The organism is Mucilaginibacter sp. NFX135, assembly GCF_048565145.1.
GTDB lineage: Bacteria > Bacteroidota > Bacteroidia > Sphingobacteriales > Sphingobacteriaceae > Mucilaginibacter.
This window is the reverse complement of the sequence record NZ_CP183412.1, coordinates 617,837-637,799: the sequence shown is the minus strand read 5'-3', so window position 1 is coordinate 637,799 and position 19,963 is coordinate 617,837. Positions and strand designations below refer to the sequence as shown.

Annotated in this window: 13 protein-coding genes; 7 read left to right on the top strand and 6 right to left on the bottom strand. The window is 42.4% G+C overall.

All coding sequences use genetic code 11. The features are described from left to right. Window positions 1-34: 34 nt before the first annotated feature. Window positions 35-1,282 carry an aspartyl protease family protein gene (locus ACNURT_RS02775; RefSeq protein WP_370995879.1) on the top strand — a complete coding sequence of 416 codons (1,248 nt, stop codon included), beginning with the start codon at window positions 35-37 and terminating at the stop codon, window positions 1,280-1,282. Between the two features lie 85 nt (window positions 1,283-1,367). Next, entirely contained in the window at window positions 1,368-4,013 is a 2,646-nt protein-coding gene (locus ACNURT_RS02770; RefSeq protein WP_419700445.1) for a zinc-dependent metalloprotease, read from the top strand. A 120-nt stretch (window positions 4,014-4,133) separates the two neighbouring features. On the opposite strand, the gene ACNURT_RS02765 is transcribed toward ACNURT_RS02770, so the two are convergent. Next, window positions 4,134-4,406: a hypothetical protein gene (locus ACNURT_RS02765; protein WP_090473681.1), complete on the bottom strand. Its 273-nt coding sequence runs from the start codon at window positions 4,404-4,406 to the stop codon at window positions 4,134-4,136. Window positions 4,407-4,596: 190 nt separating this feature from the next. Between ACNURT_RS02765 and ACNURT_RS02760 the strand changes: the two genes are divergently transcribed. Next, complete coding sequence (locus ACNURT_RS02760; protein WP_419700444.1) at window positions 4,597-5,202, top strand: hypothetical protein; 606 nt, start codon at window positions 4,597-4,599, stop codon at window positions 5,200-5,202. A gap of 214 nt (window positions 5,203-5,416) precedes the next feature. Then, window positions 5,417-8,353 (top strand): outer membrane beta-barrel protein, encoded by a 2,937-nt coding sequence (locus ACNURT_RS02755; RefSeq protein WP_419700443.1) that lies wholly within the window; start codon window positions 5,417-5,419, stop codon window positions 8,351-8,353. Between the two features lie 57 nt (window positions 8,354-8,410). On the opposite strand, the gene ACNURT_RS02750 is transcribed toward ACNURT_RS02755, so the two are convergent. After that, the gene (locus ACNURT_RS02750) at window positions 8,411-8,785 is read right to left on the bottom strand and encodes a response regulator (protein ID WP_419700442.1); all 375 of its coding nucleotides are present in this window, start codon (window positions 8,783-8,785) and stop codon (window positions 8,411-8,413) included. A 300-nt stretch (window positions 8,786-9,085) separates the two neighbouring features. Between ACNURT_RS02750 and ACNURT_RS02745 the strand changes: the two genes are divergently transcribed. The 3 genes from ACNURT_RS02745 (at window position 9,086) to ACNURT_RS02735 (ending at window position 14,140) form a co-directional block, all read left to right on the top strand. After that, window positions 9,086-10,495 (top strand): glycoside hydrolase family 30 protein, encoded by a 1,410-nt coding sequence (locus tag ACNURT_RS02745; protein WP_419700441.1) that lies wholly within the window; start codon window positions 9,086-9,088, stop codon window positions 10,493-10,495. A gap of 48 nt (window positions 10,496-10,543) precedes the next feature. Then, the gene (locus ACNURT_RS02740) at window positions 10,544-12,319 is read left to right on the top strand and encodes a cellulase family glycosylhydrolase (protein WP_419700440.1); all 1,776 of its coding nucleotides are present in this window, start codon (window positions 10,544-10,546) and stop codon (window positions 12,317-12,319) included. 210 nt (window positions 12,320-12,529) lie between these two features. Beyond that, a complete protein-coding gene (locus ACNURT_RS02735; RefSeq protein WP_419700439.1) occupies window positions 12,530-14,140 on the top strand; it encodes a glycosyl hydrolase family 28-related protein in 1,611 nt (536 codons plus the stop codon). A 114-nt stretch (window positions 14,141-14,254) separates the two neighbouring features. On the opposite strand, the gene ACNURT_RS02730 is transcribed toward ACNURT_RS02735, so the two are convergent. The 4 genes from ACNURT_RS02730 to ACNURT_RS02715 form a co-directional block, all read right to left on the bottom strand. After that, window positions 14,255-15,793, bottom strand: a complete 1,539-nt coding sequence (locus ACNURT_RS02730) for a YifB family Mg chelatase-like AAA ATPase (RefSeq protein WP_419700438.1) — start codon at window positions 15,791-15,793, stop codon at window positions 14,255-14,257. Window positions 15,794-15,930: 137 nt separating this feature from the next. Beyond that, window positions 15,931-16,326, bottom strand: coding sequence for a hypothetical protein (locus tag ACNURT_RS02725; protein ID WP_419700437.1), 396 nt, complete (start codon window positions 16,324-16,326; stop codon window positions 15,931-15,933). A gap of 193 nt (window positions 16,327-16,519) precedes the next feature. Then, window positions 16,520-18,109 carry a carboxylesterase/lipase family protein gene (locus tag ACNURT_RS02720; RefSeq protein ID WP_419700436.1) on the bottom strand — a complete coding sequence of 530 codons (1,590 nt, stop codon included), beginning with the start codon at window positions 18,107-18,109 and terminating at the stop codon, window positions 16,520-16,522. A gap of 271 nt (window positions 18,110-18,380) precedes the next feature. Next, window positions 18,381-19,958 carry a M1 family metallopeptidase gene (locus tag ACNURT_RS02715; RefSeq protein WP_419700435.1) on the bottom strand — a complete coding sequence of 526 codons (1,578 nt, stop codon included), beginning with the start codon at window positions 19,956-19,958 and terminating at the stop codon, window positions 18,381-18,383. Between the last annotated feature and the right edge of the window lie 5 nt (window positions 19,959-19,963).

Here is a 19,963-nt window from a genome sequence, read left to right as displayed (position 1 = left end):
TTGTTGTAAATTTAATATACCAACTATAATAACCTTGCTACTCACGCTATTTCATAAAATAAAGCAATTCCGGGCAGTATGGCTGACGTGTTTATTTTCGATTTGCTTTTTTGCCGCACAAGCACAATACTTTGATCTCGATTATCATAAAAAAAAAGTAACCATCCCTTTTCGCCTGGTGCGGAGCCTTATGGTGATTAAATTAAGCATTAATCATAAAGGCCCGTTCAATTTTATATTAGATACCGGTGTTGGCTTAATGATCATTACCGACCCTAAATTAATCGATTCTATCTCTATTCCTAACAAACGAACCTTAAAAATACCCGGGCTTGGGGAGGGCGAAGACGCTGAAGCTTATGTTACCTCTCCATTAGATATTGAAATACCCGGATTGGTAAGTTATGATGTAGCTGCAGCCATTTTGAAAAAGGACCTGTTCAGTTTATCCGGTTATGCGGGTATGCCCATACATGGCTTACTTGGCTACGAGTTTTTCAACAATCTTGCCGTCAAAATTAATGTTCCTGATAGTACCTTAACCGTTTGGCGACCAAAGGACCTGAAAGTGTTTCGAAAGGGGGTACCGATTCCCATCACCATTGAAGACCGGAAACCATACGTAGAAACATGGGTAAAACTACAAAGCGGCGAGAATATAAAAACCAAGCTGATTATTGATCTGGGAGCCGGGCACCCCATCTCGCTCGAAACGGTGGTAAAACGTTATGGTCTTCCGCAAAAATTTATTGCCTCAGCCAACCTCGGTATTGGCTTAAACGGCCCTATTAATGGGTATATCGGGCGGCTGGAGTCATTAGAATTGGGTAAATTTAAAATCAAGCAGCTAATAGCCTCTTTTCCGGATATCAATAATGCCCAAAGTTCCCTTTCTGTTCCCCGGGACGGTAACCTGGGTATTGGGACTTTAAAGCGCTTTTCGGTTATCCTGGATTATACCCATAACACCATGTACCTAAAACCCGGCTCAAATTATAAAGCCCCGTTTGAGCATGATATGAGCGGATTGGAATACTATGCTGCCGGCGATAATTTTGATCGGATCATTATTAACCGCGTTGAACCTGGTTCCGCTGCCGATGAAGTTGGCCTGGAAAGGGATGACGAAATAGTAGCTATCAATTTTAAATCGGTATCAAAAATGACCCTCGAAGAAATTGACGAGATATTCAAGTCCCGGAACGATCGTAGCCTTTTGCTTGACGTTTATCACGATAAAAAATTAGATAAAGTGATTCTTACCCTCAAAAGACGCATATAATAGGGTGATTTTTAAAATTCACCCTATTATATGTTATAACATCGTGTTTATTTTAGTTAAGTTTACTGTTTAAGTATTGACATAAATGAAGACAAACCTTATCGCGGGCCGTTATTTACGGGGCTCTGCTTTTATTTTTGCTGTTTTAGCCAGCTCATGCGCTACCAAAAAACACACAGCAAACCAAACCATAACCCTTAAAACAACATCAGGACCAGGCGGAACTGCCGTAGCTACGGCAACAGTTGGTGCACCCAAAAAAGAGGGCATTAAAAAATTCGCCGATGTTATAACCGGTAAAACAAAGGCCGACAGCGGTCTTTTTAATACCTACAAGGTTGATGGCAAGTATTACTATGAAATTCCCGACTCTTTGATTAACCGTGAAATGCTGGTGGTTACCCGCTATGTTAAAACCCCGGGTGGTTTAAAAACCTTCGGTCAGCAATATGGTGGAGAAGAACTGAACGACCAGGTTTGGAAATGGGAGCGCCATGATAAACAGATCTTTATTCGGGTTCCCAGCTATTCTATAAGAGCGGATAGTACTACCGATATGTACCAATCTGTTAAAAACTCAAATCTGGATGCTGTATTGGCTTCCTTTGATATCAAAGCATTTAATAAGGACAGTACAGGCGTACTGATTGATGTTACCGATTTTTACAATGGTGATATAAGCGCTATTGGCCTAACAGATAATGTTAAAAAAGCCTATAAAGTTTCTGGAGTTGATAATACCCGCTCTTATATTGATACCATTAAAAGTTTTCCGATAAACCTGGAGGCTCGTACTTTAAAAACCTATCGCTCTGCAGAATCGCCTACGGATAACTCCACAGGAGCTATAACTTTTGAGTTCAATACCTCCATGCTGTTATTGCCCAAAACACCCATGAAAGCCCGTATCAGCGATGAAAGGGTTGGCTTTTTTGGCCAGCGCCAAACCGATTATGGCACAGACGCTCAAAAAGCCCAGGTAACCGCATATATACATCGGTGGAAACTGGAGCCTAAAGACCCGGCTGCTTACTCACGCGGCGAACTGGTTGAGCCCAAAAAACAAATAGTTTACTATATTGATCCGGCAACGCCAAAAAAATGGGTGCCTTATCTCATAGCCGGCATAAACGACTGGAATAAAGCGTTTGAAGCGGCAGGTTTTAAAAATGCTATTGTTGGTAAAGAAGCGCCAACCCATAAACAGGATCCTGAATTTAGCACTGAGGATGCCCGCTATAGTGTAATCAGGTATTTTGCATCAGATGTTGAGAACGCTTATGGCCCCCATGTTTCTGATCCGCGTACCGGCGAGATCCTGGAAAGCCATGTTGGCTGGTATCATAACGTAATGAGCCTGCTGCGCGATTGGTACCTGATACAAACCGCGGCAGTAAACCCCGCCGCCCGCAAAGCTCAATTTACTGATGCGCAAATGGGCGAACTTATCCGTTTCGTATCATCACATGAAATTGGCCACACGCTTGGTTTACCGCATAACTTCGGTTCAAGCTATGCTTATCCGGTTGATTCACTTCGTTCTAAAACATTTACTGATAAACACGGTACGGCGCCATCTATTATGGACTATGCCCGTTTTAACTACATCGCCCAACCAGGCGATGGCGTTACGCACCTTTATCCGCAAATAGGTGAGTACGACCTTTGGGCCATCAAATGGGGTTACAGCTGGTTCCCAGGCAATAAAACAGCGGTACAGGAAAAAGAAATATTGGCCGATTGGACCGATAAAAAAGCCGGCAACGCGCTTTATTACTTTGGCCGCCAGGGTACATCCATTGACCCACGCCTGCAAAACGAGGACCTGGGCGATAATGCCATGAAAGCCAGTACTTATGGCATAGCTAACTTAAAACGCATTTTACCTAACCTCGAAAAATGGACCTATCAAAAAAACGAGAATTTTAGCGATGTAGCAGAATTATACAACGAGGTTATAGGCCAGTTTTATCGTTACATGGGTCATGTTACTACCAATATTGGTGGTATGAATGAAAACTTTAAAACCTATGATCAAAAAGGGGCTGTTTATGGTTTTGTAAACAAGAACCTGCAACATGATGCTATGCTGTTTTTAAACAAGCAATTGTTTGAAACCCCGCTATGGTTAATAAACAAGCCCGAACTAAGCAAATTTGATAACGGGGTTGTACTCGGCCGGATCAAATCAATCCAGGTTTCGGTTTTGGCCAATGTAATTAGTCCATCAAGGCTGGCACGCATGTATGATAATGAAGCCAAAAATGGCAACAATGCTTATACTGTTGCCGAACTGTTTACAGATATTCACAGCGGAGTATTTAACAGCAGCAAACCAGACGCGTTTAAACGTAATCTGCAACGCGGTTATATTGAAAACCTGAAAAGTTTACTGATCACCGACGCGAGTTTTTCATTCCCGGGCGTAACAAGCGCGCAATTGGCTTCTTTCGGCCTAACGCCAATAAACATTGTTTTATCTGATATCAGACCAATGGTACGTGCAGAATTGAAGAAAATAGATGCCGGGTTACCAAAGGGTGGGGATGCCTTAACCACAGCTCACTTTGCTGATCTTCACCTGCGTATTAAAGATGCGCTAAATCCGGATAAAGCAGTGATCAACATCCAGGGGACATTGATGCGGGGAATAAACAATAATGATATATTGAAAGAAAACTCAGAAGCTGGTTATATGAATTGCTGGCCAAAAACACCAACAGACTATTAATCTGCTCATTCATAAAAAAACCTGCTTAGTTTAAGCAGGTTTTTTTATGAATATACCTGACACATGCAGCATTAGTCAGGGAGAATTGAACAAGGGTTATAATAACCAGCTATAGCATAGCTATTTAAGCTGACTGATGTTTTCGAAAAAAGCAATCTGCAGATCAAGCAGTGACCTTACATTGATCTTTTCTCCATAGGCATCAAAACATAAAAATTTTGTGCTTTCCGGATGATTCCTTCGTCTTTTCTCAAAAAAATTAAAGGTTTCAAAGAAATAATGATTAGTGGTGACGTGGCTTTTATTATTGGTTTGTGACGCATTTAACCGAAATCCGATGGCATCAATCCAATTGTGCACTTTTGAGTGCAGTGTGCTGCTAATATTATTCATAGGTTAACTTGATTTTAAACATAACGAAACATTCGCCGGTTTTGTTGTTCACTTTTTGTATTATTTAAACAATACACTAATTTCCTTTTTTAATCGGCAACAATAATTGTTCCGCTATTCTCATCGCCTGAAACTAATTATTCATACATCCGTAATAAGTCCACAACTCCATCCAAAAACTTAAAAATTCATGAGAAAACCGCGACTATTATTTACTGCTTTATTGATATGTCTATTCAGTATAAACGCTTGTAAAAAGGGAGATCCGGGGCCGGCGGGGGTTAACGGAACCAATGGCGCACAAGGTCCTAAAGGAGATACCGGCTCACCGGGACCGGGCGGTCCACAAGGAGCAACGGGCAATACCGGAGCAACAGGGCCAACAGGTGCTCAAGGACCAGCCGGATCTAATGGCGCTAACGGAGCCGATGGTACCATGAGTGTTAAAAGTTATTTGTTAATCGATAAAAGTGTTACTCTAACCGGATTTACCAATTTCACGATACCGGCCATTACCCAGGATATAGTTGACAGTGGTGGTGTTTTAGCTTACTTTAGAACTACAGGAAGTACCGGGGCATATTATGCATTGCCTTACAGCGAAGCCGGCAGAACCATTACCTTATCTGACTTTGGAGTTGGTTATGTCGATATCAAAGCCAATTTTTCACAAACCGGGCTCGATTTTAAAATTGTAGTTATTCCAGGGGGCAGCGTTACCACCTTGCAAATCGCTCATCCGGGTATCAATTTTAAAAATTACAGTGAAGTAGCAACAGTTTTGCATATCAACTAATTTAATAAAGGCCCTTATTAAGCGCAAAAGAGCTGATATTGCAGGCCATTTTACGCTTAATATTTGTAACAATGATATGATTAATAAGCATTTAGCGCCTCTTATGTAACAATCGTATGCTTTTTTAATATTTAATACTTTATAAGTTGAACATTTGCAATTGGATTGTGTCCAATGTATAATTAATAAAATTTTTAAGCAGAACAAACACTCTATGAAACCCCTGTTCCTTATTTTAAGTCTAACCATTTTAACGGTATTCAACTCGCTGGCACAAACCACGCATGATATTAGCGGCACCGTTGTAGACACTACCAAACTGTCGTTACCGGGCAGCAGTATTAAGCTCATATCAAATGGCGGGGATAGTACCATATCTATTGCCGATGCGAATGGAAAGTTCGCTTTTTCGGGTATTAAGGGCAGTAAAATAACACTTACATTATCATCCATTGGTTTTACATCTATCAAAAAACACTTTTCATTAGATCCCGACGGAAAGCCCGTTGATCTGGGTAACATCATCATGAAAGCTTCAACCAATATGCTTAATGTGGTTACTATTGTGGGTGTTAATCCGGTAACTTTGAAAGAGGATACCGTGGAGTACAACGCCAGTGCTTATAAAGTACGGGAGAATGCACCGGCCGAAGACCTGATCAAAAAGCTACCCGGTGTTGATGTAGACGTAAATGGAAACATTACTACCCAAGGCAAACAGGTTACCAAGGTGCGCATAAACGGTAAGGACTTTATGGGAGGCGATGTTCAAAGCGCTACTAAAAACCTGCCTGCCGATGTGATTGAGAACATTCAAATGATTGATGATTATGGCGACCAGGCTAACCTTACCGGCGTTAAAACCGGCGAGCCGGATAAGATCATGAACATCACCATTCGTAAGGATAAAAACTATGGTTATTTTGGACAGGGCACAGCTGGCGGTGGTAGAGACGCACTACCTCAAAGCCAGGGTATTCCTGATAAAACTCGTTATATAGGATCGATAAATGCTTTTAATTTTAATGGCGACCAGCAAATTGCTGTTTTAGGAAGCATTAACAATACCAACGTAAATACTTTTTCATTCGGCAGCCCAACCGGCGGTGGAGGCGGAGGTTTTGGAGGCGGAGGTTTTGGCGGAGGCGGCCGTGGTAATGCAGGCCGGGGCGGTGGTAACTCGGGCAGCTTAATAACTACGCAAAATGGCGAAACCAACGCACATTCCCTGGGAGCTAACTTCCGCGACCAATGGGGTAAAAAGCTTTCGGTATATGGTAGCTATAGCTTTGCCGATAATACGGTTACAACAACAACCAATACATTGCAGGAAAACAGGTCGGGTACAACACAAAACCAAAACAGTGTTGAAAAAGATCAGAATATAAACCACCGGTTTACCTGGAATATGGAGTATAAACCAGATACGATCAACTATTTAAAGGTTACACCAACATTTTCATACGCGGGCACAAATACCAACGAAACCGAGGCTTCTACCTTTACCCGTGATGGCCAAGTAAGTTCCGCTTATACCTCTCTTACCAGCGGCGATTCACAAGCTCCGAATTATGGTTTCACCGCCTTATTTAACCATCGCTTTAAAAACCGCCACAACCTGAGCATTAATGCTACCGTAAGTTCGGCGCCAAGCTGGTCATACCAAAATCCGGTTTATGATTTTACAGCAGGTGCCCCTACTGCTCCGGCCAATCAAATGATCAATACTTATAGCCGTACCAACAGTTACGGGCCCAACGTTTCATACCTGAACCCAATAGGCAAACGCTCATATCTGGAACTTAACTACGCGTTTAACCGTGCTATTACAACCAATAACAAAGAAACTGATACGCTCTTTAATGAGGCTGATTTTTCGTTCAGAAGCGACAGCGCGTTAAGCAACCGTTATAATTACACCTTTACAACCAATAAGGTAGGCTTAAACTACCGTTTTATTGAAAAGAAATATAACTATACTTTAGGCTTAGGCGTTCAACCATCCGTTTTAGATGGCAACTCACCGGTAACCGGCGTTTCAACGCACATCTCTACATTTAATGTGATTCCAACCGCCCGTTTCATTTATAATTTTTCGCGCAGCCAGTCATTCAGTGTTAACTATAACGGATCAAGTAGCACGCCAAGTTTTTCACAATTACAACCCGTTATCGACTTTTCAAACGCGCTTTACCCGGTTGAAGGCAACCCTAATCTGAAACCACAGTTTACCAACAATTTTTCGATCAGGTATAATAAGTTCAGTTTCCAGACAGGTGATGTATTCTTTGCTAACCTATCGTTCCAGAGTGTACAAAACCAGGTGGTAACCAACACCATTACCTATCCTCGTCTTTATTCGCCTAACCCGAGATTCCAAAACACCATTTTAACCCAGTATTTAAATGCTGATGGATATTACACCGGTTCGGGCCGTTTAACTTATTCAAAACCATGGGAAAACCGTAAATACACGCTTTCTTTTAACGGTACCGCTACCTACACCAATAATATAGGCTATCTAACCGATATCGATTCAACTTCATTTGCGGCCACTACTCAAAAAAACATTGCCAAAAACCTGGTATTTACCCCGGAAGTCCGTTTCAGGGTTGACATCAATAACGTTATTGACGCACAAATTTTAACCAACTACGCCATCAACCGAACAAGCAACTCTGTAGAAAGTCCGCTGTTAAGCGGAACTTCGAATATCAGGACCTGGAACATCGGTCTTACCGGTAAAAACTACTTTGGCGATTGGGTTTTTAGCTATGATTACTCCAAGGCCACTAACTACGGTTACAGTTCGGATATTAAGGTTACCAACCCTAACATCCTGAACTTGTATGTGGAGCGGCGCTTTTTGAAAAATAAGCAAGCAACTCTCCGTTTATCTGGTTTTGACTTGTTTAATCAAAACACAGGCTTTTCATCAACATCAACAGCCAGTTCATTGACCCAATCTCGTGTTAACCGGCTTTCAAGATATTATCTGTTAACGTTTACCCTTAACCTTAAAAAATTTGCAGGCAAGGCCCCTGTTCAGGATAATATGGGTCCTGGCCGGTTCAGAGATGGTGGTGGAAGGCGCGATGGCGGCAACGGCGGAGGAGGTGTACCAGGTGTTCCTGGTGGGCTACAAAATTAGTCATGAAAAGAGCTCCTTCGATTAGGAAGGGGCTCTTTTGTTTATATAAAGAATATTTTATTGCGTCGTCAATACATTACTTATAACCCGTTCCAGATCTTCCAAATCAAAGGGTTTGGCCAGATAAGTTTGGGCGCCGGCATGGCTGGCCAATAATTGGATATCGCTATTAGCCGAAAAGTATATAACCGGGATATGTTTTAATTCTTCGCTTTTTTTAAGTGTTTGGGTAGCTACAATTCCTCCGGCATCAGGTATCCAGTTGTCCATTAATATAACATCTGGTAAAATCGGCAACACTTTACCAACAATGTTGTTGCAATCGGTAAAAGTATGCACTTCCCATCCCTTCTCTTCTAAGATATAACTGCAAATAGAAAGTATATCTTCATCATCATCAAATATGATGATCTTTTTGCGCGGTTCTTCCATTATTATACTACCCGTGAAACTATAAATAAATTCCAATACTGGCAAATAATTTAAAGTCTTAATTAATATACATGATAGCCGAATTAATATTGGGCTTTATGTTTTTTGTTGTAGTGTTAAAATAGGGCGCAAAAACCTCAAATCAAATACATAATCCGGTGTATGTTTTACACTTTCGTAATATATTAGTTACTCAATAATTTATATCCCATTATATTGAAAACAATAATAAATTTACCATTCAATTTAAGCCTTATTTGAACCAATTTGCAGCAGTAACCTTCCTGTTAAATTTAATTTATGAATAAAAATATCCGATCACTTTTATTGTGGCCGCTGCTGTTTGGCACCACAATCAACGCCAATGCACAAAAAGCGGTTCAGGCCAGTTTATGGCTAACCAGGGCCGATAGATCTGTTTTATTTGAAAAGCAAAAAGATGCTTTAACTTTTAAACCGGCTAACGATAGCGGATTTACCATCAGTATTGACGACAAAAAAACTTACCAGCCTATTGATGGCTTTGGCTTTGCGTTAACGGGGGGCAGCGCCATGCACATTATTCGCATGAGTCCGGATAGCCGTTCGGCCTTACTCAAAGAGTTGTTTGCCACTAATGATAATAACATTGGCGTAAGCTATATCAGGTTAAGCATTGGAGCATCTGACCTGAACGAAAAAGTATTCTCTTATGATGATATGCCCGCGGGACAAACAGACCCAACCTTGAAACATTTTGACCTTGGACCAGATAAGCAGGATGTGACCCCGGTGATGAAACAGATACTGGCTATCAATCCGGCTATTAAAATATTAGGCTCACCCTGGTCGCCGCCTGCTTGGATGAAAACCAATGAAGATACCCGTGGCGGTCGTTTAAAGCCAGAATATTATGGCGTATATGCCAAATACCTGGTAAAATATATACAGGGGATGAAAGCTAATGGGATTCCGATTGACGCCATTACCATTCAAAACGAACCCTTGCATCCCGGCAACAATCCGAGTTTACTATTGGTAGCTCCGGACGAAGGTGAGTTTATTAAAAACAACCTCGGACCAGCCTTTAAAGCTGCTGGCATCAAAACCAAGATCATTATTTATGACCATAATGCCGACCGACCTGATTATCCGATCTCCATTTTGAATGACCCTGCCGCCCGTAAATATATCGACGGTTCTAGCTTCCATTTATACGGCGGGGATATTGAGGCGTTAACCGATGTGCACAATGCCCACCCGGATAAAAACCTTTATTTTACGGAGCAAATGGTGGTTGAAAAAGAGAACAGTTCCACCATCAATATAGCCTCGCCGGTTAAAAGATTGATCATTGGCGCAACCCGCAACTGGAGCCGCAACGTACTGGAATGGAATTTGGCCGCCGATCCAGATTATAAACCCTATACCGACCGGGGAGGTTGTCCCATGTGCCAGGGCGCGGTAACTATCGATAAAAACGCGGTAAAACGCAATCTGGCTTACTATTCCATAGCCCACGCGTCTAAATTTGTTCGTCCTGGTTCGGTTCGTATCGCTTCAAATAACTCGGATACACTGCCAAACGTGGCTTTTAAAACGCCGAATGGTAAAAAGGTTCTTATTGTAGCCAACACCAGCGACTCGTCGCAGACTTTTAGTATCAAATATAATGGCCAAGCTGTTACCACTGCCCTGGATAAGGGCTCTGTAGGCACTTATATCTGGTAAGCGTTCTTTAACTATTTGTTTATACCAATAACCTAAGTATATCATATCATGTTACTACAAACTTTTAAAAATATATCGGTAAGGGCATTATTCCTGGTCTTACTCGTTTCGTTTATTTCGTTACAGGGCAGCGCCCAAAGCTTTTTAAAGGCAGATGGCAAAAAGATAGTGGACGAAAGCGGCAAAAATGTATTGCTGCGCGGCATGGGCCTGGGTGGATGGATGTTGCAGGAGGGTTATATGCTGCATATTAATAAGGACAGTCGCCAATACCGCATCCGCGAAAGGTTGGAAGAGCTGATGGGCCCTGCCGAAACCAAGGAATTTTATGATACCTGGCTCGCCAACAATACCCGAAAAATAGATATTGATTCGATGCACCGCTGGGGCTTTAACTCGGTGCGTTTACCGATGCATTATAACCTTTATACGCTACCTGTTGAAAAAGAGCCGGTTGCCGGGCAAAATACCTGGATAGACAAGGGTTTTAAAATGACCGACGACCTGTTGGCCTGGTGCAAAGCAAACCATATGTACCTGATCCTTGATCTGCATGCCGCGCCTGGAGGCCAGGGTAACGACCTCAATATATCAGATCGCAACACCAATGTGCCATCATTGTGGGACAGCGAAGCCAATAAACAAAAAATGATAGCTCTTTGGCACAAACTGGCCGACAGGTATAAAAATGAACCAAACATTGGCGGCTATGATATCATCAATGAACCCAACTGGGGTTTTGATGATCCGGCCAATGATAAAAACGGGTTAAAGGAAAAAACCAATGCTCCCTTACGCAAATTAATGGTAGACATTACCGATGCTATTCGCGAGGTGGACAAAAAACACATCATCATTATTGAGGGTAACGGCTGGGGTAATAACTATAACGGCATACTGCCTACCTGGGATAAAAACATGGTGCTGAGCTTTCACAAATACTGGAATTTTAACGATCAAAAATCGGTAGAACACATCATCAAAACCCGTGATCAGTATAACGTGCCTGCCTGGATAGGAGAGACCGGCGAAAACTCCAACGTATGGCTGACGGAGGAAATCCATTTGTTGGAGAAAAATAATCTGGGTTGGGCTTTATGGCCTTTGAAGAAGATGGGCAATAACAACCCGATCGAGATCCCTTCCAACTTGAATTATGATGATGTAACCCGTTACCTGAATACCGGTAAACACAAACCCAAGGAAAGCAATGTATACAGCGGCACACTCGAAATGGCCATTCATGCTAAATTAGAGAACGCCATTATTCACCATGATGTGATCGATGCTATTTTCAGGCAACCGTTCACTACCGCAACCAAACCATTTAAAGCCAATAAGGTTACCAATGGTACCATCATCAACGCTGTTGACTATGACCTTGGTCGCAATGGTTTTGCCTATTTTGATACCGACACGGCCGACTACCATACCTCCGGAAAACCGGGCATCGGAAATCACGGGCGCATTTATCGTAATGATGGCGTGGACATCAGCAAAGATTCCACTGCCTACAACAGTTTTTATGTTGACCACATAGAAACCGGCGAATGGACCCAATACACCATACAGGTAAAAACAGCAGGGATTTATTCGGTTAAACTAAAAGTAGCTTCCGCAACCGATGATGCCAAATTAACGCTTAATATAAACGGCGCCGATCAAGCAAAAGAAATTGCTATACCCAATACCGGCGGCCTTAAAACCTGGCAGGTGATCACCGTAAAAGATATCCGACTTAAAGCAGGAACTAATAGGGTAAGGGTTTACGCCAATAATGGGGGGTATAATTTGCATTGGTTACAATTTTGGGTGGGGAAGTAAGGTAAGCATCTAAGCTATTACAGCATTTTATCACGCGTCATCGCTTATAATATTATAAGCGATGACGCGTTTTTTATTGGTCTGATAACTACGGATAACCTAAACATTAAGGCTGACCAATTATATAATCTATTATTAACAGTTTCGTGAATGAATCTGACTCAGTTGCTTCATAAATTTATATCACAATAATCATTCAACCTACCAATTATGTTTACATTAAATTATTCAACACTAAGGGCGCTTCCCTACACTTCAGGGAGTGAGTTTGTATTTGTCCAGGGCTATTCATCTATAGGTGATGGTGGCGAAGGTATTTTCTTTTGGGACAGCAGCCTTACCGGCGTAACCGATAACGACGGTACCATTATCCTGTACAATGGAACCTCAAGTACAGGGGTTTGGAAAAGGGTATATTCAGGACCTGTAAATGTAAGGTGGTTTGGGATTTCGGGATCGGATAATACAACCGCTATACAAAAAGCGATAAATGCTACCGGTAAAGGCATTTTATATTTTCCGGCAGGAAATTATGCAATATCCGCGACTATTATATTACCCGATAGCATTACTGTAACCGGTGATGGAATGAACTCCTCAATTATAAATTCTTCGGTAACCGACTTTGCGTTTTATTATCAGGCGCCTGCTGGTCTGGGTACTTATGAAGCTCCCAAATTTTTCAAACTACAAATTCATGGATACAGCGGGATCAAAATTAATGATGTTACTAAAGGCTTTAGTGATGGTAGTGATTCACAGCAAGGTTATGTTATGCGTCCTTACATAGAAGAAGTTAATATTTTGGGAACAAATAACACAACTATAGCTAATGGAGGAATAGGCATTCAATGGTCAAAATGTTTTGATGGTGTAATTAATAAATGTTCTGTTCAGAGTTTCGACACCGGCATAGATTTTCAGGGAAGTGATTTATGTACAATCAGCAACAATCGCATATTTTCTCCATTAGTAGCAGCCATTAACTTAATTAGCCATACCACTTTTGGTTCACAAACATTAGTTTCTCACAACGATATTTTATCAGCAAGGGGAGGTAGTTATATTATATCCAGCGATCTGGATCCTAAAATTGAATACAATTTGTTTGAACGGATCCCAACAGGCCCGACAATGAATAGTGTATTGAAGTTTTTACCCCCCTCTTACCAGGTATCTGTTACCGATAACCGGGTTGATGTGGCGTCAGGCATTGCGCCGTATTGGCTTGACTTTTCCGCTATAACCGTTTCTTGTTTAGTTACAATAAGAAATAATTTTACCAGAGGCGTCACAATGGGAAGCCTGTTTTTAAATGCTAATGGATATCCATATTGGTATAATCCAACAATAAAAGCCGTATTTATATACTCAGGAAATTCAAGAGAAGATGGGGTTCCGTTTAATTCTCAAAAGCAGCTACCCTTATCCAGCAACTGTGTTTATCTCGCAACCCCATCAACGGATGGCCTTACAAATAACAATTACGGATTAACATTAAAATGTATCAATAACGAGTTTATCCTGCCCCCCATAGCTGCCTATGGATCATCAATAACATTCAGACCAGGAGTAACAGGCTTAATGAATATTTATATCTGCTGTTATGCAGATACTGCAGGACAAGTATTAAACTATCAGCGATTAAACGGGACAACAGTTATTACTCAAAGTACTGTTGCCTTAACTACAACTCCAACAATTTATCAGCTTTACAGCAATGTGAGTGTTTCCGCATTAGCCCTTACCTTTTGGAATAACGACCTAACAAACAACTCCTCCATAAGGATACAAAAAGTGTATGTTGACCAGGCAATATAGTTAATACAGCTTAACGACTTCGGGTATAATAGCTCGAAGTCGTTAAGCTTTCATCACCGCGCTGTCCGTAGCTGGAAACTACGGACCACTATGCACGGAGACTCCGTCTCCATACTACCCAGCCCAGCCTTCCCGATCCAAACTCCTGAAATGAATGGCCTCGGCCAGGTGTTCCAGTTTGATTTCTTCGTTGCCGGCCAGATCGGCAATGGTGCGGGATACTTTCAGGATCCGGTCGTACGCCCGGGCAGAGAGGCCCAATTTTTCCATAGCCTTTTTGAGCAGCGTTTGGCCAGCAACATCTATTTTACACAGGTCGCGTACCATCTGTGGGCTCATTTGAGCATTGGCATGCAGATCTTGGCGATTGCCGAAGCGTTCTATCTGTATCTCACGGGCTGCTATCACCCGTTCACGGATCAACTCGCTCTTTTCGGCAGCGCGGTCTGAGGATAGCTCGCTGAAATTTACCGGCGTTACTTCTACATGCAGATCGATCCTATCCAACAGCGGTCCAGAGATCTTACTCAAATATTTTTGCACCATTCCCGGCGGACAAATACATTCTTTTTCGGGGTGATTATAATAACCGCAGGGGCAGGGGTTCATACTGGCTACCAGCATAAAGCTTGATGGATAATCCACCGTAAACTTAGCCCGGGATATGGTTACGCGGCGTTCTTCCAACGGCTGGCGCATTACCTCCAGTGCGCTGCGCTTAAATTCGGGTAATTCATCCAAAAACAATACCCCATTGTGTGCCAGCGAAATTTCACCGGGCTGCGGATTGCCTCCTCCTCCAACTAATGCCACATCGCTAATGGTATGGTGCGGCGAGCGAAAGGGTCTGATGGTAACCAACGCATCAGCCGCGGCCAGTTTGCCTGCAACCGAGTGTATTTTGGTGGTCTCTAAAGATTCATATAAGCTAAGGGGAGGCAAAATAGAAGGCAGCCTTCGGGCCAACATGGTTTTTCCCGCTCCCGGCGGACCGATCAATATTACATTATGCCCGCCTGCCGCGGCAATTTCCAGCGCGCGTTTGATGTTTTCCTGGCCCTTCACTTCGCTAAAGTCACTATCGTAGTTGCTCAAGCTGTTATAGAATTCCTCACGGGTATTCACTTTCTCGGGCTCAAGGTTCAGGTCTCCATTAAAAAATCCGGCCACCTCTTTGATGTTATCTACGCCGTAAACTTCCAGGTCATTTACAATAGCGGCTTCACGAGCATTTTGCTTAGGGAGAATAAATCCTTTAAAACCATCTTTACGGGCTTGTATAGCTATAGGGAGCGCACCTTTAATGGGCTGTAAACTTCCGTCGAGTGATAGCTCACCCATAATAATATATTTATCCAGATTCTCCGGTTCCAACTGACCTGACGCTGCCAAAACGGCCGTGGCAATGGTTAGATCATAGGAAGACCCTTCCTTTTTGATATCTGCAGGGGCCATATTTACTACCACCTGCTGGCGAGGCATCCGGAAGCCGGTATTTTTAAGCGCCGATTCAATCCGGAAATAGCTTTCTTTTACGGCCACATCGGGCAAGCCAACTATAAAATATTTAGTACCCGCCGCTATATTTACCTCAACTGTTATGGTAATAGCCTCAATACCATAAACCGCACTGCCAAAAGTTTTAACCAACACTGTGATAAAGTTTAATCAATGCGTAAGATAAATATTTTTAATTAGCAGAGGAAAACAGAAAGATATTAAATAGGTACATATAAAAAACCGCCGCCTCTATATCAAGAGACGGCGGACTGCTATTTTTGATCTTGAAATTAGGCTACCCGGGCAATAACCATCATAAATCCACAGGATGCAATTACACAGGCCAGTATCATAACCGACCATATTTTTTGATGGTGTTTGCTTATTTTCTCAAAGGCAATATTGAGTTTATTAAATCGCTTATTGTTTAACAATACAAAATAGTTTAACAGTAAGGCGCCTGCCGCCCCCAGCATTATAAAAGTACCTGCCATGGGATTAACATTAAACCAACTCGATTTTAAACAAAGCTGTGCGATCAACAGTAATGTGGTTAAAAATACGATCAGCAAAAAATTCAATCCAAAAAGCGAATTAAAGCGGGGTAAACTACCCTGACCAAAATTTTTGAAACTCCATCTGTAAAAGCCTACATACATGGATTTATAGAATCTTGTAGTGTTCATAGGTTGTTGGTTTAAGGTTAATAATGGCTTGTTGTAATATTATATATCGAAATAACGCAATTTTTCAGAATTTTATTGTGTTAAATCAAATATTTTTTATCAACCTTGCATTTTTATTAAATAAACACCTCATTTCACCAAAAAATGAAATTGTTGCAAATAATCCTTACTGATACCGCAAAAATATCAACCTCTATTTAGCAGCAGCCATTTGTAACAATACCTGGTCATGATGGTATTTTATTTCTGACTGGTTATCGAACACCATCGCAGCTCCATTTTTTTCGGTATACGCTGGCCAATTAGGCAAACCTTTTGCATTGGGGTTACTGGTACGGGCGAAATTTATCCAGGCCTGGCTTATTTTTGCGGCCAGCGCATAAGCTTCTTTACCTCCCCCGGTAAACTCTTCACAACGGCTGATATTGTTAAACTGGAAGGCTATATCCATACAATGAACCGATTTGTACATACCATCCATTACCGGCGACTGCCAGGCAAACTGGTACATATAAACAGGGGCGCCACCAGCTACCGTCGATTTGGCATTTGCCTGCCGCACGGTTCCCGGCCTGAAGGTAGTCAGGTCGATGTCAATATAGTCGGCCGGTTTTACGGTATTGGGATATGCTTTTTTAACTTCGGCCATATAAGCGTCGGTTTTATCGCCATATTTTTTCTGTAGATATGCCTTGGCCTCGTCTAAAGTAAAACCCGCGATAGCCGGGTTAATGAGCGAAGCCATAAATTCATTCTTGGTAGAACCCACCAGCAAAGGCACATTTTTAGAAAGCTCGATAGCCGCCGGGTCCGTCATATTATAAGGTAAAAAGCTTCCGTCGATACTCGGCTCCCACATTAGTCCGAAGGCGCCAACTGGTTTACCTTCAGCCTTTAATTGCTGCTGAACTTTTATAAAAGCTTTTTTGCAAGCCGCACTCAAACGCTCATAAGGCATAGATTGTAATGAATCAACCTGGCCTGGTTGCAGATTCAATACCTCCAGCACAGCCGCGCCAATGCGTTTAGAAACATCGGCCGTCATAAAATCGCTGCGGTAGCTTCCGCTTTCCACTATGGCTTTTTGAAACAAGCCTTTTGCCGATGGCGCGTTCATCAGCGTCCCCACCTTGGCGCCCCCGCCAGATTGACCAAAGATGGTTACGTTATCCGGATCACCCCCAAAGCTGGCTATGTTTTGTTTTACCCATTGCAGAGCCGCCACAATATCCATCATACCCGCATTGGCCGAGGCTTTATATTTATCACCATAGGCCGATAGATTTAAAAAGCCTAATAAGTTTAACCGGTGATTGATAGACACGACTACCACATCGCCCTTTTTACTCAGATTTTCGCCGTCATAGGAGGGGAGTTCAATGGCCGAACCAGCGCTAAAGCCACCGCCATGCAACCAAACCATTACCGGGCGCTTTTTTTGATCATTGATGCCGGGCGTCCAAACATTGAGTTTGAGACAATCCTCATTCATATAACCCCAGTTGTGATTAAAACCAAACTCCAGCAGATCATTCACTGTGGTGGTGGGATCTATGGGACAAACCGCTCCATAAACTAATGATGCGCGAACTCCTGGCCATGACGCAGGTTTTTCTGGTGCCATAAATCGCTGTGCTTTAGCATAGGGGATACCTTTATAGGTAAAAGTTCCATTATGGATGTATCCGCGAACCTGCCCGTTGTCGGTACTGGTTACCGCGATATTTTTTCCGGCTAAAATGGCATCGCCGCTATTGCCCTGGCACCGCCCATAAGCAGGCAATAGACATAGGGCTAAAACAGCCCAAAATGAGGAGCGTTTTTCATAACATATTTGGTTTAGTATAATTGGTTTTTACAGATCAATGGGCCTATAGAATGCCCAAACAACAACCAGAAATGATACTACAGATAAGCAGGGGAGGACAACAGAACAGGTCTGTTTAAAACAAGATCTTTTCTATAATTATCATTGTGTTTGTTTAACACAATGATAATTATAAATTCTTATAAATCAAGGGGAGTGAAGATCTTTTTTGCCTTTCCGTATTGAACTATTGAGCCACAATGTTAAATGAGGCCAATACATTTACATTCGGATCGACCATGATAGCGTCGGGTTTTGTTTTTACCGGAAATCGGGCCGAAGTTGTTTTATCTTTTACCTGAATGTGGAATACCTCCCCATTAATAGCAACATCCAGCGGGAACTCATATAAATTATCCTGCTTTTGTTCAACACTGACACTAACCAATTCTTTGTCTGCATCATAATGCCAGCCTATGTTCAGATCTGGGTGCCCGGCTTTGCGGAGCCACTGGTTAAAAAACAGGGTCAGATCCTGGCCGCTAACCTGCTCCATTTCACGGCGCAGATCATCGGTATTAGCGTTGCTGCCGCGGTATTTGGCATAGTAGTTTTGTATACCTTTCCAAAACAGCTCATCACCCAGTTTGCGGCGGAGCATGTGTAATACCCAGCCGCCTTTTTCGTAGCTATTGGCGTTAAGCAGCTGCATATAGTCGTTTTTCACCGCGCTGTCAACCACAGGAGTAAGTCGCTTTTTTTCAAATTCCAGCACCTTTTTACGATCGGTCAGCAGGCGTTTTTTAAGGGTATCAGTGCCATACTTGCTTTCCAGGTACAGGGTGGTCATGTAGGTAGCAAAACCTTCGCTGAGCCACAGGTGCCAGAAACTTTTTTCGCTGGCTCCATCGCCAAACCATTGATGGGCAATTTCATGTGCCATCAACTCCTCTATGCCTGGCGATGTTACCGATTCTTCAAAGTAAAATATAGCGCTGGCGTTCTCCATGCCGCCAAATATGGTTTTCGACTGCACGTTGGCCAGTTTTTCATAACTGAACGGACCAACATTTTTGATGAAAAACGGCAGTATATCTTTGGCCACGGCGTAACTTTTAAAGCCAGCGTCTTTATTCTCCGGGAACACATAAGTATATACGGGTATATTGCCAGCATCTCCCGGATGATCAATAGCAAAGGCGGCTACACCTATAACCATTACCTTGGTAGGCAGTAGTACAGACTCATGCCAGTGTGTTAGCTTCAGATGGCCGGGCAATTGCTGCTCCTTTATTTTTAAGCCGTTAGATATCACCTGGTAATGATCGGGTGCCGTTACTACAAAGTCAACTGAGGCTTTATCCGCCGGAACATCTACACAGGGGAGCCAGTTATGCGCCCGGTTTGGCCAGTTATCTCCAAAAAAAGTACGGTGGCCAAAATTGTTGGTGGATATGATCAAGCCATCGGCAGGAATACCAGAATAACTTATCTTGTAGCTGTGCAGACTGCCTGTTTTAGCAGTGCTATATATTTTAACGATGCTGCTATCCTGTACAAATTTGAGCTTTTTACCTTTTTCGGTAATCGCTGATACCTGCATCCCTTTACCTTCAGCATTCTTTTTAACGAGGTCGAGATTAAATGCAGAAGCGTTTTTCAAAAATTTAACGTCCACCGTGGCTTGTCCTTTGACATTATTATCAGCATCATTTAATTGCAGGGCAAAGTTATAATGTTGCACATCAATAATAGCACCGGGAACTTGTGCTTTGGCGGCCATGCCTAAAATTAAAAAGGCCGAAGATAATATCGTTTTACGCATATGTT

What these genes read in the sequence shown, in the direction of transcription:
- ACNURT_RS02770 (WP_419700445.1), top strand. Translation starts at nt 1,368, where the DNA reads ATGAAGACAAACCTTATCGCGGGCCGTTATTTACGGGGCTCTGCTTTT.
- ACNURT_RS02765 (WP_090473681.1), bottom strand. Translation starts at nt 4,406, where the DNA reads ATGAATAATATTAGCAGCACACTGCACTCAAAAGTGCACAATTGGATT.
- ACNURT_RS02760 (WP_419700444.1), top strand. Translation starts at nt 4,597, where the DNA reads ATGAGAAAACCGCGACTATTATTTACTGCTTTATTGATATGTCTATTC.
- ACNURT_RS02755 (WP_419700443.1), top strand. Translation starts at nt 5,417, where the DNA reads ATGAAACCCCTGTTCCTTATTTTAAGTCTAACCATTTTAACGGTATTC.
- ACNURT_RS02750 (WP_419700442.1), bottom strand. Translation starts at nt 8,785, where the DNA reads ATGGAAGAACCGCGCAAAAAGATCATCATATTTGATGATGATGAAGAT.
- ACNURT_RS02745 (WP_419700441.1), top strand. Translation starts at nt 9,086, where the DNA reads ATGAATAAAAATATCCGATCACTTTTATTGTGGCCGCTGCTGTTTGGC.
- ACNURT_RS02740 (WP_419700440.1), top strand. Translation starts at nt 10,544, where the DNA reads ATGTTACTACAAACTTTTAAAAATATATCGGTAAGGGCATTATTCCTG.
- ACNURT_RS02735 (WP_419700439.1), top strand. Translation starts at nt 12,530, where the DNA reads ATGTTTACATTAAATTATTCAACACTAAGGGCGCTTCCCTACACTTCA.
- ACNURT_RS02725 (WP_419700437.1), bottom strand. Translation starts at nt 16,326, where the DNA reads ATGAACACTACAAGATTCTATAAATCCATGTATGTAGGCTTTTACAGA.
- ACNURT_RS02715 (WP_419700435.1), bottom strand. Translation starts at nt 19,958, where the DNA reads ATGCGTAAAACGATATTATCTTCGGCCTTTTTAATTTTAGGCATGGCC.